General features: G+C 66.1%; 10 protein-coding genes. 2 read left to right on the top strand and 8 right to left on the bottom strand.

Annotated features, from left to right (window positions below; genetic code table 11):
- Position 1 precedes the first annotated feature (1 nt).
- Genes EDE08_RS09255 through EDE08_RS09245 form a run of 3 tightly spaced genes read right to left on the bottom strand, consistent with a single transcriptional unit; the run spans position 2 to position 3,765 of the window.
- Positions 2-1,522, bottom strand: coding sequence for an amino acid ABC transporter permease (locus EDE08_RS09255; protein WP_131868608.1), 1,521 nt, complete (start codon positions 1,520-1,522; stop codon positions 2-4).
- A complete protein-coding gene (locus EDE08_RS09250; protein WP_131868607.1) occupies positions 1,519-2,724 on the bottom strand; it encodes an amino acid ABC transporter permease in 1,206 nt (401 codons plus the stop codon). Before EDE08_RS09250 ends, EDE08_RS09255 begins: the two co-directional genes overlap by 4 nt.
- 24 nt (positions 2,725-2,748) lie before the next feature.
- Complete coding sequence (locus EDE08_RS09245) at positions 2,749-3,765, bottom strand: amino acid ABC transporter substrate-binding protein (RefSeq protein ID WP_131868606.1); 1,017 nt, start codon at positions 3,763-3,765, stop codon at positions 2,749-2,751.
- Positions 3,766-4,163: 398 nt separating this feature from the next.
- On the opposite strand from EDE08_RS09245, the gene metC reads away from it, so the two are divergent.
- Together metC and EDE08_RS09235 are read left to right on the top strand one after the other, a co-directional pair.
- A complete protein-coding gene (metC, locus tag EDE08_RS09240; protein ID WP_131868605.1) occupies positions 4,164-5,348 on the top strand; it encodes a cystathionine beta-lyase in 1,185 nt (394 codons plus the stop codon).
- A 178-nt stretch (positions 5,349-5,526) separates the two neighbouring features.
- Positions 5,527-7,218 carry a Na/Pi cotransporter family protein gene (locus EDE08_RS09235; protein WP_131868604.1) on the top strand — a complete coding sequence of 564 codons (1,692 nt, stop codon included), beginning with the start codon at positions 5,527-5,529 and terminating at the stop codon, positions 7,216-7,218.
- Between the two features lie 2 nt (positions 7,219-7,220).
- Here EDE08_RS09235 and EDE08_RS09230 read toward each other — a convergent pair whose 3' ends face one another.
- From EDE08_RS09230 to pbpC, 5 genes are all read right to left on the bottom strand, one after another.
- A complete protein-coding gene (locus EDE08_RS09230) occupies positions 7,221-7,559 on the bottom strand; it encodes a lipid-A-disaccharide synthase N-terminal domain-containing protein (protein WP_025036223.1) in 339 nt (112 codons plus the stop codon).
- On the bottom strand, positions 7,556-8,290 hold the full coding sequence (locus EDE08_RS09225; protein WP_131868603.1) for a glycosyltransferase family 2 protein: 735 nt from the start codon (positions 8,288-8,290) through the stop codon (positions 7,556-7,558). The genes EDE08_RS09230 and EDE08_RS09225 overlap by 4 nt, the downstream gene beginning before the upstream one ends.
- Positions 8,291-8,355: 65 nt before the next feature.
- Entirely contained in the window at positions 8,356-9,201 is an 846-nt protein-coding gene (locus tag EDE08_RS09220; protein WP_131868602.1) for a phosphatase PAP2 family protein, read from the bottom strand.
- A gap of 1 nt (position 9,202) precedes the next feature.
- Complete coding sequence (locus tag EDE08_RS09215; RefSeq protein WP_131868601.1) at positions 9,203-10,945, bottom strand: ArnT family glycosyltransferase; 1,743 nt, start codon at positions 10,943-10,945, stop codon at positions 9,203-9,205.
- 50 nt (positions 10,946-10,995) lie between these two features.
- Positions 10,996-13,104, bottom strand: coding sequence for a penicillin-binding protein 1C (gene pbpC / locus EDE08_RS09210; RefSeq protein WP_131868600.1), 2,109 nt, complete (start codon positions 13,102-13,104; stop codon positions 10,996-10,998).
- Between the last annotated feature and the right edge of the window lie 50 nt (positions 13,105-13,154).

Here is a 13,154-nt window from a genome sequence, read left to right as displayed (position 1 = left end):
ATCAGCTGCGGCGGTGGGCGTTGAGGCGGCGCTCGACGAACAGCGAGTAGCGCGACATTCCAAAGCAGAAGATGAAGTAGATGACCCCGGCGAAAGCGAAGCCGGTGAACGCAGTCGACGGCGTCGACCATTTGGGATCCGAGAACGAGGCGCGAAGCGAGCCCAGGAGGTCGAACAGTGCCACGATCGAGACCAGCGAGGTATCCTTGAACAGCGAGATGAAACTGTTGACGAGGTTCGGAATGACGTGACGAAGCGCCTGCGGCAGCACGATCAGCGAGGTCGTCTTCCACCACGACAGTCCGAGGGCGGCCGCCGCCTCGCTCTGCCCACGCGGGATCGCAGCGAGCCCGCCGCGGACGTTCTCGGCCTGATAGGCGCCGGTGAACAGCGCGATGCCGATCAGCGCCCGGACCAGCCCGTCGACGGTGAAATTGCCGGGCAGGAACAGGGGCAGCATGTAGGTGGCGAAGAACAGCACGGTGATCAGGGGCACGCCGCGCCAGAACTCGATGAAGGCGATCGAGAAGATCCGGATCAAGGGAATGGTGGAGCGGCGGCCGAGCGCCAGCGCGATGCCGATCGGCAGCGAGGTGACGATGCCGGTGACGGAGACCACCAATGTCACCAGGAGGCCGCCCCATAGATTGGTCGTCACGATCGGCAAGCCGCCGCGATCCAGGCCCATCAGCTTGATGACGATCGCGATGGCAATGAAGGTGGCGATGCTGGATGCCAGAGCCCGCCCGCCGGTGCGAATGCCGCCAGCAATAAAGAACGCGATCAGGCTGACAATCGCGGCCGTGATGCCGAAATCGACCCAGACCGGCTGCCCCATCACCTGGACATAATCGCGCAGCCAGGTGAGCGGAAAGATCAGCCAGGAGATCGCCGTGCCGACCAGCACGATGAGGCTTCCGACAACCCACAGCAACGGTGCGATGGCGGACGTCTTGCTGAGACTGAGGAGCGCCTGCCCGGCCCCGATGATGCTCTCGTCGAACAGTTGCAGCAGGCCGGCCGTCCAGCTCAGGCCGAAGCCCTTGATGCCGCCGCCGTGCAGCAGGAAGAATGCGACCACCGGAAAGGCGACGAAGAACAGGCCCGCGTTCAGACCCTTCGCCGGCAGCCGCGGAACGAGCAGCGGAAGCAGAAGCACGACCGCGAGCAACATCGTGAGGTCGACCCGCCAGCGCTCCGCCTCGGGATAGAAGCCGTAGATCAGTTGCGGGAGTTTCGCCTGGATGTAGGGCCAGCAGGCGCCGACAGCAAAGCCGGCGTTCTCGGCGAGGCACGCAGTGCGGTCCTGGCCGCTCCAGACCGCATCGACCATCAGGAACCTGACGGAGGGAATGATGGTGAACCAGAGCAGCAAGGCGCCAACGATCGTCAGCAGGATATTGGTCGGCGAGTTGAACAGGCGCGAGCGCACCAGGCCGATGAAGCCCGTGGTCTTGATCGGCGCAGGCCGCTCGGCGAGCAGGTCCCGGCGGACGAAGCTGCTTGAGCTGATATCGGTCATGCGCCGAGGCTCCGGCTGGCGCGCCAACCGTAGATGCTCATGACGGCGCTGGTGAGCAGCGAGATCAGAAGATAGATGCCCATCGTCATCGCGATGATCTCGATCGCCTGCCCGGTCTGGCTCAGCGACGTGCCGGCGAACACCGACACCAGGTCGGGATAGCCGATCGCGACCGCCAGCGACGAGTTCTTGGTGAGATTGAGGTACTGGTTGGTCAGCGGTGGCACGATGACGCGCATGGCCTGCGGCACGACGATCAGGCGGAGCGTCGCGCCGCGGCTGAGACCGAGCGAGGATCCCGCCTCCATCTGTCCCTTGTGAACGGACAATATCCCGGCGCGCACGATCTCGGCGATGAAGGCGGCGGTATAGGTCGACAGCGCCACCGTCAGCGCCACGAATTCCGGGATGATACGCGCGCCGCCCGCGAAGTTGAAGCCCTTGAGCTGCGGCAGCTCGAAGGTGAAGGGCAAGCCGAACACCAGCATGGTCGCGACTGGCAGCCCGAACAGCAGTCCCAGCACATAGGGCCAGATCCGGATCATGCGCCCTTCCTGGAACAGCGCGCGCCGCGCATGGAAGCGCAGAGCCAGTGACGCCACGATGCCGAACGCCAGCATCGCCAGGAACGGCTCGAGGCCGCGCTCGCCGATCGGGCTGGGAACGACGAGGCCGCGATTGCTGATGAAGGCGATGCCGAACAGGGAAATGCTCTGCCGCGGATTGGGCAACGCCGCGAGCACCGCGAGGTACCAGAACAGGATCTGGAACAGCACCGGCAGGTTGCGGATGACCTCGACATAGATCTCGCCGACGCGCGACAGCAGCCAATTGGGCGACAGCCGGCACAGCGCGACGATGAAGCCGATCACGGTGGCGAAGACGATGCCCACCACCGAGACGACGAGCGTGTTCAGCAACCCGACCACGAACACCCGCAGGAACGTGTCCGAGCCGGTATAGGGAATCAGGGTCTGGTTGACGTCGAAGCCGGCATTGTTCCTGAGGAAGCCGAAGCCGGCGGCGATGTGCTGGTTCTCGAGGTTGGCGCGGGCATTGGAGACGATTTCATAGCCGATCCAGCCCAGGATCGCCGCGAAGGCGAACTGGACGGCAACGCCGTTCCAGCCTGCCTTGCCGCCCAGGATACGCCGGATCTTCAGCGCAATCTGGGCCGGCGGTTTTCGGGCCTCGGTGCTCATGCCGTTGCCGGCCGATCGGGGCGATCAGCGGATCGGCGGCGCGTACTGAAGACCGCCCTTGTTCCAGAGATTGTTGAGACCGCGATTGATGGCGAGCGGCGAGCCCGCGCCGACGTTGCGGTCGAACACCTCGCCGTAATTGCCGACCGCCTTCACGATCCGCACCACCCAATCCTTGGTCAGGCCGAGCTGTTCGCCGAAATTGCCGTCGCTGCCGAGCACGCGCTTCAGTTCCGGATTTTCCAGCTTCGCCTTCTCGTCGACGTTCTTCGAGGTGACGCCGAGCTCTTCGGCGGTGATCATCGCAAACAGCGTCCATTTCACGATGTCGAACCACTGGTCGTCGCCGTGGCGCACCATCGGACCGAGCGGCTCCTTCGAGATGATCTCGGGAAGCACCATGTGGTCGTTGGGCTTGGCGAGCTTCAGACGATTGGCGTACAGGCCCGACTGGTCGGTGGTGAAGACGTCGCAGCGGCCGGCCTCATAGGCCTTGACGGTTTCGTCGTTGGTCGCGAACGCGATGACCTCGTACTTCATGTTGTTGGCCTTGAAGTAGTCGGCGAGGTTCTGCTCGGTGGTGGTGCCGGTCTGCACGCAGACCGATGCGCTATTGAGCTCGAGCGCCGAATTCACCTTGAGGGACTTCTTCACCATGAAACCCTGCCCGTCATAGTAGGTCACGCCGGTGAAGTTGGCGCCGAGCGAGGTGTCGCGCGAGATGGTCCAGGTGGTGTTGCGCGAGAGCACGTCGATCTCGCCGGATTGCAGCGCCGTGAACCGGTCCTTGGCGGACAGCGGCACGTACTTGACCTTGGTCGGATCGTTGAAGATCGCCGCCGCAATGGCGCGGCAGACGTCGACGTCGATGCCGGTCCAGTTGCCCTTGTCATCCGGAGAGGAGAAGCCGGGCAAGCCCTGACTGACGCCGCAGGACAGCATGCCCCGGTCCTTGACGGTCTTGAGCGTTTGCGCATCGGCGGCTTCGGCAGAGAGGCCGGCGGCGAGAGCAAGGGTGAGAGCCAGGGTTACGCGTTTCATGGGCTTTGGGCCTTTCAAGGTCGTCTCAAGATCAGGAATAATGTTGTCTGTGGGGTCATCTCTGCCAGGGCTAATCGTATCAGGGCTAGCCTTGCAAGAGTCATGCTGGAACACCTTGCCGAACACCCGCCGATCCCGGGAGGCCATACCTTAATCCCCGCCGCAGGCGCCCGCCATTACGGCTGTGGCGCAAGGTCCGGTCAGACATTGGATCGAAGGTCGCGGCAGGCCCCTCAACATGCGGCGACTGAATAGCACCTGCGCATCACAGAACGACTGGCCTGCCGGGTCAAGGGGTTGACGAGACTCTTCTGTGTTCTGTTATTAACGACGACGGCCTTTCGGCCCGCCCGCGGGCGCAACGCGCCCGGCGGAAACGCGATTTTGAAAGCAGACGCATGGATTCCTCGCACCCCCAGCAGCAGCATGCCGAGACCCGGCTGGTCACCTCCGGCCGCGACACCAAGGCGCAGAAGGGGTTCGTCAATCCGCCGGTGTTCCACGGCTCGACCGTGCTCTATCCGACCGCCGAGGACCTGCACGCCCATCGCGGCGAGTTCACGTATGGCCGCCACGGCACCCCGACGACCAAGGCGTTCCAGGACACGCTGATGGCACTGGAGGGACCGCAATGCGCCGGCGTCGGCATCGTGCCCTCCGGGCTTTCGGCGATCTCCACCACCCTGCTCTCGGTACTGAAGACCGGCGACCATATTCTGGTCGTCGACAACGTCTACCGGCCTTCACGCAATTTCTGCAACGGCATGCTGGCCCGCTATGGCGTCGAGACCACCTATTTCGATCCGCTGATCGGCGCCGGCATCGACAAGCTGTTCAAGCCCAACACCCGCGCGGTGCTGGTGGAGGCGCCGGGCTCGCAATCGTTCGAGATGCCCGACATCCGCGCCATCGCCGAGGTCGCGCATGGGCGCGGCGCGCTCGTCATCGACGACAACACCTGGGCGACCCCGCTCTATCACCGCTCGCTCGAGCAGGGTGTCGACATCAGCATGCAGGCCGCCACCAAATATATCGGCGGCCATTCCGACATCATGTTCGGCACGATTTCCGCCAATGCCAAGGCTTGGCCGCAGATCATCGAGGGCATCCGCCTGCTCGGCGTCTGCGCGGGCCCCGACGACGTCTTTCTGGCGCTGCGCGGACTGCGCACGCTGTCGGTGCGATTGGCGCAGCATCATCGCTCCGGGCTCGAGATGGCGCGCTGGCTTGCTGCCAGACCCGAGGTCGCGCGCGTGCTGCATCCGGGGCTCGAAACCGATCCCGGCCATGCGATCTGGCAGCGCGACTTCACCGGTGCGTCAGGCCTGTTCAGCATCGTGCTGAAGCCCGCGCCGCAGAAGGCGGTCGACACCATGCTCGATACGCTGAAGCTGTTCGGCATGGGCTTCTCCTGGGGCGGCTTCGAGAGCCTCGTGATCCCCTTCGATTGCGATGCCTATCGCACCGCGACCAAGTGGGCGCCCGGCGGCCCGACGCTGCGCCTGCACATCGGGCTCGAGAACGTCGATGACCTCAAGGCCGATCTCGATCGCGGCTTCGCTGCCTTGAAAGCGGCAATGTGAGCCTGCTCGCGAGGCAACGCGCCTCGGGACACGGCAGCCACGCTCCGGCGGACGCGCAATCGCGCGCCGCGGGAACGTGCCGCTGCCGCAAACGTTAACGCCGATGCGCCGACAAAGGGTTTGATCGGCTCCCGTTTGGCGCTAGCCTCGCCAATCGACTCCAATCCGGACACGGAGCATGGGAACGTTGGTTCTGCTCGATCTCATGGGCGGCGTTGCCCTGTTGCTGTGGGGCCTGCACATGGTCCACAGCGGCATTTTGCGCGCCTTCGGTCCCGACCTGCGGCGGCTGCTCGGCAAGGCGCTGAGCAATCGCGCCAGCGCATTCGCCGCCGGCCTCGGGCTCACCGCGCTGCTTCAGAGCAGCACGGCGACGGCGCTGATCACGAGCTCGTTCGCGGCCGAGGGCCTCGTCAGCCTCGCCGCCGCGCTCGCCATCATGTTGGGAGCCAATGTCGGCACGACGCTGATCGTGCAGGTGCTGTCGTTCAACATCGCAGCCGTTGCGCCGGTGCTGTTCGTGCTCGGCCTGGTCGCGTTCCGCTCCGGCCCGCGCTCGCGGATCAAGGACATCGGCCGCGTCTGTATCGGCCTCGGCCTGATGCTGCTCTCGCTGCACATCCTGCTCGACACGCTGGCGCCGGCCGAGAACGCGCCCGGCGTCCGCGTCGTGATGTCGGCCATCACGGGCGATCCGATCCTGTGCATCGTCATCGCCGCCCTCGTCACCTGGGCGGTGCATTCGAGCGTCGCCAGCGTGCTGCTGATCATGTCGCTGGCCTATTCGCAGTTCATCTCGCCCGATGCGGCGCTGGCGCTGGTGCTGGGGGCCAATCTCGGCAGCGCCATCAATCCCGTGTTCGAGGGCGCCAGGCGTGACGATCCCGCGAGCTATCGCCTGCCGGTCGGCAATCTCGTCAACCGCGTGGTCGGGATCGCCCTCGTCCTGCCCTTCCTGAGCGCGATCGCCGAGCACATGCTTGCCTGGCAGCCCGATCTCGCCAAGATGACGGCGGCTTTCCACATTGCCTTCAACCTTGGCACGGCCATCGTCTTCATCGGCCTGCTCGACACCATGTCGCGCCTGCTCACCCGCCTTTTGCCGGATCGCGTGCATGAGGCCGACCCGGCCCGGCCGCGCTATCTCGACGAGACCGCGCTGGAGACGCCGTCCCTGGCGCTCGCCGACGCCGCCCGCGAGACGTTGCGCATGGGCGATCTCGTCGAGGTGATGCTGCGCAAGGTGATGGCCGCGATGATGACCGGCGACCGTGCGCTGGTCGACCAGGTCTCCAAGATGGACAATCTCGTCGACGGTCTCGACGAGGCCATCAAGCTCTACGTGACCAAGCTGATGCGGGGCAGCCTCGACGAGACCGAAGGACGCCGCGCGATGGAGATCATCTCCTTCGCCATCAACCTCGAGCACATCGGCGACATCATCGACAAGAGCCTGAGCGAGCTCGCCACCAAGAAGATCAAGCGGCGTTTTCAGTTCTCGGCGGAAGGGGCCGACGAGCTCGCCGCCTTCCACAAGCGCACGATGGACTCGCTGCGTATCGCGTTCGGCGTCTTCATGTCGGGGGACGCCAACGAGGCGCGCAAGCTGCTGGTGGAGAAAACTGCGCTGCGCAACACCGAGCTTGCCGCGACCGAGCGGCATCTCGACCGCCTGCGCGAGGGCCGTCCCGAGACCATCGAGACCACGTCGCTGCATCTGGACGTGCTGCGCGACCTGCGCCGCATCCACTCGCACATCTGCTCGGTCGCCTATCCCGTGCTCGACGCGGCCGGCGAGCCCTACCGCAGAACCAAGGCGGACACAGCCGCCCTGCCCGCGTCAGGCGCGGCCTCGGCGCTGCCGCGATAAGATCAGCGGTCGAGCGTCTTCGAGGCGGTGCCGCGGTTCTTCCAGATCAGCATGATGTTCCTGATGTAGATGATGGTCGCGAGTGACTGTCCGAGGATGATGACCGGCTCGCGCTTCACGACGCCGTAGACCAGCGTCATCAGCCCGCCGCCCATCGAGCAGAACCAGAACGCCATCGGCACCACGCTGTTGCCGGCGCGCTCGCTCGCGATCCATTGCACCAGGAAGCGCGCGGTGAAGAACAGCTGCGCGACGAGGCCGAACGCCAGCCAGAAGTCGAATTTGGCGACGAAGACGTCGTAGAGATAATTGCTCAGCGCCTGACCGTATTGAATGATCATGCGTTCACCTCGGTCACCTCAGGAGTCGGCTTCTTGCGGCGGATCAGCCACCACACCCCGGCGAGATCCATGATGCCGATCCACAGCCGGTCGAAGAAGCCGTAGTTCGATACGCCGGAGTGGCGCGGCCGGTCGATCACATCGACATAGGCGATCTCGTAGCCCTCGCGGCGCACCAGCGCCGGCAGGAAGCGATGCAGCCCGTCGAAATAGGGCAGCATCAGGAAGACGTCGCGCCGGAACGCCTTCAGTCCGCAGCCGGTGTCGCGCGTGCCGTCTTTCAGGATGGCGTTGCGAACGCCGTTCGCCACGCGCGACTGGAACTTCTTGAAGCCGGTGTCCTTGCGCCCGATCCGCTGGCCGGCGGCCAGCCCGACGCGCGCGCCTTTCTCGACTGCCGCGATCAGGTCCGGCAGGAAGACGGGATTGTTCTGGCCATCGCCGTCGAGCGTCGCCACGATTTGCCCGCGCGCCGCACGCACACCACTGCGCACGGCCGCCGATTGGCCGCCAGACCGCGCATGGCGGAGCTGACGCAGATTGCTCCGCTGCTTCATGATGGCGGCAAGCCGCTCGCCGGTCGCATCGGTGGAGCCATCGTTGACGTAGATGATCTCATAGGCCCAGCGGCCATCGAGCGCCGCCCCGATCTCCGCGATCAGCGGCGCAATGTTGTCGGCTTCGTTGCGCACGGGAACGACGATGGAAACCGAAGGCTGGGACGTCGACAAAGGAGGCTCGTGGTTGGATTTGGCCTGCGCCTTGGGGAACCGGCGGTCCCGGCAGGCAGCCGCTTTTATGGGGCGGATGCCCCGTGGGCAACCCTTTTGAGGCGGCCCCGGGCCGCTCCCGGGAGAGGCACGATGGTGCCGTCGGCGCGGATGGCAAAGCCGAGCCGCCGGGCCGCGAACCAGTAACGCACGGTCATGGCGCCGACCATTCCGACCAGGGCGCCGGCCACGACGTCGCTGGGGTGATGCGCGAGCAGCACCAGGCGCGTCAGCAGGATCACGATTGCGTAAGTAAACATGAACACCCGTAGGCCCGGCCACAGCGCCGAGACCGCAAACGCCAGGGCGAACGCGGCCACTGCATGTCCCGATGGCAGGCTGGCATAAGCCCCCGTCCCCTCGAACGGCACGAAATTGAACGGATTGGCCTTGCCGCCGACGAACGGGCGGCCGCGGCCGATGAGATATTTCAGGATCTCAGCGACAAACGCCGACACGGCAACAGACAGAAATATGTATTGAAGCCGCGTGCCGAAGCCGAGCAGCAAAGCGCGGCGAGTCCCGTGCAGCCCTGCCGCAACGAATGCCACAGCCACCAGCGCAGCCCCCAGCACGATCAGCAGATACTCGTCCTTGCCGAAATCGGTGAGGATGCGGATCGGCCACAGGCTGGGCGTGCCGCGCGGCGGCATCAGCAGGATCCCGGTCTGATCGAACCCGACCATCAACATGATGATCAGCGCCGCGCCCACTGCGCTGAGCCAGAGCGAGTGCCGCGCCAGCTTGCGCGCGGCCTCGGCCCGGCGAGAATGCGAGGGCGAGCGCACGAGTTGCGCCAGCCCGCGCCGGGACACGGCGAGCAATTGTGCGGGGTAGCCGGCACGCGGCGCAATGTCGGTCGGCGCCCGCATCCTACTCGGTGCCTTCGGAGCGGAAGATCGAGATCGAGATCGCGCGCCCCTGCGAGAAGTTATAGCCGTCGATGCGCGCGCCGACCTTGTAGCGCAGCCCGATCGCCTCGGCGCGCTGCACGAAGCTGCGCTCGGAGCGCTGCTCGATCAGTGCGAAGCGGCAGCTGCCCTGCCGCAGGAAATCCGCCGCACCGGAACCGTCGGTGAGCAGGGTCCGGGTCCCCACCAGGAAGACGAGGCTCGGCTCGTGATAACCGGCCGCAGCGGCTTTCGGTCCGACGCAGGTGACGTTGCGAAGCGCGCGCGCGATCTCGATGCTCGGAAACAGCGGCGTCAGCGACGGCAGGACGATGCCGTAGACCGTCACAGCCAGCATCAGGGCCGCGACCAGCGCGTTGAGCAGCGAGCGCTCGGCACGGTTGTTGTCGTAGAGCCACCAGGCGAACAGGCCGAAGATCAGCGATGCCGCGATGAACGGCCAGGCCACGAAGGCCGGCTGCCGCGTCAGAATCACCGACCCGACGACCGCGATGATCGAGGCGGCCGCGGGGATCGCGAACCACCAAGCCGAACCGCGCATCAACCAGGAACGCGACAGCACGCGCCGCTCCACCGCGCCTGCGGTGAGGATCGCGATCGCCGGATAGAGCGGCAGCACGTAATGCGGCAGCTTGGTCAGCACGGCCTCGAACACGATCCAGGACGGGATCAGCCAGGCCAGCAGGAACTGCGCGCCGGGCTCGCGCCGCGCCCGCCACACCGCGGGTGCCGCCATCGCCGCCAGCGGTGCGCCCGGCCAGAACGTGATCCAGAACAAGGCGAGGTACAGTCCGGGCGGCGCGCCATGGGATTCCTGGGCGCCCAACTTGCTCAGCATGTCGCCGCCGACGGAATCGGCGAAGAAGGTCTCGCCCGCGCGCCAGAAGATCGCGACGAACCAGGGCAGCACCAGCACCAGCATCCACATCAGGCCCCAGACAGGCCTCAGCTTCCACAGCCAGGAGGCGTCACGGTCCTGGATCGCGAGCGCGACGATGGTCAGGCCTGCGAACATCAGGATCAGCGGGCCCTTGATCAGGACGCCGACAGCGAGCGCGGTCCAGAAGATCGCGGGCCAGCTCCAGGGCGGATGCGTCTCGTCCTCGGCGCGCTGCCAGGACAGATAGGCCCGCGCCATCGCGCCCATCGCGGCGACGACGCAGAGCAGCAGCATGGCATCGGTCTTCGCTAGGCGCGCCTCGACGCCGAGCAGCACGGACGCGCACATCATCAGCGCCGCCAGCACCGCGGCGCGCCGCGTGACGAAGCCGAGCGCGGCCCAATAGGTCATGAGCACGGCGCCGATCGCGCCCATCAGCGACGGCAGCCGGTAGACCCAGATGCGCAATTCGGCCTTCGGCAGCTTGAGCATCGACGCGGCTTCGACGGTCGCCGATTGCAACCAGTAGATGCCGACGGGCTTCTTGTAGCGGACGTCCTCCTGAAAGCGGATATCGACGTAGTCGCCGCTCTCGACCATCTGCTTGGTGGCCTGGGCGAACCGCGCTTCGTCGCGGTCGATCGGCGGGATCGTGAAGAAGCCCGGCAGGAACAGCAGCAGCGCGCACAGCACGAGGAAGCCGACCGCGCGTGCATGGCTGGCCGTTACGATGTCGAGCATGCGCACGAGTCCGTTGCCCGGATTTGCGGGTGATTTCGACTCGCGGGGGGCTCCAAAACGGGGGCTTGGGTAGGTCTCGGCCATTGGTTCCGCTTACGCTGAAACCGCCATCGCCACAACCGCTTGAGGCAGGGTCATTGAATTCGAATGACGACTGTGTCCGCGGCGCCCGTGGCGTCGATCACGGTGACCCGGGCAAAGCCCGGTCCGGGCGGATCGATCAGCCGCTGACGGCGGCCGTCGATCTCGCCGAGCGCGGCGCCGTTAACCATGATCGTCATGGGCAGCACGCCGCCGGCGACTTTGACCGGCATGGCTGCGTTCTCCCGGCTGCCAGATCGATCGACATCGATCCGCGAACCGTTGAGCGGAAACTGAATGTGCAGCGCCTGCTCGCTCCCGGTGCGCAATAGCTCCCCGACCGGGCGGAACCGCTTCAGGGGCAGCGGCAGCTTGGCGTTGCCCGCCACAAGGGTTCCCCTAGGCGCCTTCGGCAACGGGGCGAGCGTCTTGCCGGTCCTGGCAAAGGCGTCGAACAGGATCGGCGCGGCAGCGACGCGCCCGATCAGGCCGGGAACCGGGGCGCCGTCGGGCCGGCCGACCCAGACGCCGATGGTCATGCGGCCATCGAAGCCGACCGACCAGGCGTCGCGATAGCCGTAGGATGTGCCGGTCTTGAACGCGATGCGGTTGTGGGCAGCGTTCTCCGGTGGCGGCGTTCCCAGCAGCACGTTGCCGACCTGCCAGGCCGCGACCTGATCCAGCAGCCGGAGCGGCTCGCGGTCGTCCCGATCAGTCACGACCTCACGCAGCGGCTTGGTGGTGCCGAGGCGGGCGAAACCCGCATAGAGCTGGGCGAGGTCCTGGAGCGTCACGCCCACCCCGCCGAGACCCATGGCGAGCCCTGGCGTCTCGTCCTTGGGCAGAACCAGGTTGCCGCCGGCCTGCCGCAACCGCGAGGTCAGGCGGCTGGAGCCGACGCGGTCGAGCAGCACGATGGCCGGCACGTTCAGCGACAATTGCAGCGCCTTCCTCACCGGCACCGTGCCCTGGAAGGTCATGTCGAAATTCTCCGGCGCGTAGGAGCCAAAGCGGACCGGCCGGTCGTCGATCAGGCTGTCGGGATGGACAAAGCCGTCCTCGAAGGCGAGCCCGTAGATGAAGGGTTTCAGTGTCGAGCCCGGCGACCGGACGGCACGGGTCATGTCGACCTGCCCTGCCCGACTCTCGTCGAAATAATCCGCCGAGCCGACGCGCGCGAGCACGTCGCCGCTTTCGTTGTCGATGACGATAATCCCGACCGAGATGTTCGGCCCGAGCGCGATGGCGCGGTCGCGCGCCAGTGGCTCCAGCACCTTCTGCAGGTTCGCGTCCAGCGTGAGCTTGATGACCGGCGCGTCCTTGACCGTCGAAAGCGCGGTGTCCGAGGCATGCGGCGCCAGGATCGGCATCGGCTTGCGCAGCTTCGGCACGGGCACCGCCTTGGCCTGCCTGGCATCATCTGCGCTGACCACATGCTCCTCGACCATGCGGTCGAGCACGCGGTCGCGCGCCTTGCGCGCCGCGTCCGGATGGCGGTCGAGCCGGCGCGTTTCCGGCGATTGCGGCAACGCGACCAGCAGCGCGGCCTCCGCCAGCGACAGCCGCTTCGGCTCCTTGCCGAGATAGGCGATGGAAGCCGCGCGGATGCCTTCGAGATTGCCGCCGTAAGGTGCGAGCGCGAGATAGAGATTGAGGATCTGCTCCTTGCTCAGCGTCCGCTCCAGCTCGATCGCGCGCACGATCTGGCGCAGCTTGGCATGAAGCGAGCGCTGCCGCCGCGGCTCCATCAGCCGCGCAAGCTGCATGGTGATGGTCGAGCCGCCCGAGACGATGTGGCCACGCATTCCGAGCTGCAACGCCGCGCGCGCCAGCGCCAGCGGATCGAGGCCGTTGTGCGCGTAGAAGCGCTGGTCCTCATAGGCGAACAGCAGTTTCAGATAGGTCGGATCGACATTTGCCTTTGTCTCGACCGGCAGCCGCCAGCGCCCGTCCGCCATGGCATAAGCGCGCAGCAGCTTTCCGTTGCGGTCGACTATGGTGGTGGAGACTTGCCGAGCCTCGTCGAGCGGGAGAGGACCGAGCGAGTAGACCCAGCCGACGAAACCGATGATGGCGAGGATGAGGGTGAGCGCGAGGGCGGAGAGAGCACGAAGGCCCCTGCCCCGCACTCCGTCATGGCCGGGCTTGTCCCGGCCATCCACGTTCTTGCCAGCGGCGCCCAAGTCCGTGGATGCCCGGGGCAAGCCCGGGC

The organism is Bradyrhizobium sp. R2.2-H, from assembly GCF_004346455.1.
Classification (GTDB): domain Bacteria; phylum Pseudomonadota; class Alphaproteobacteria; order Rhizobiales; family Xanthobacteraceae; genus Bradyrhizobium; species Bradyrhizobium diversitatis.
Note: the sequence above shows the minus strand (reverse complement) of the source record. Positions and strands in the feature narration are given on the sequence as shown.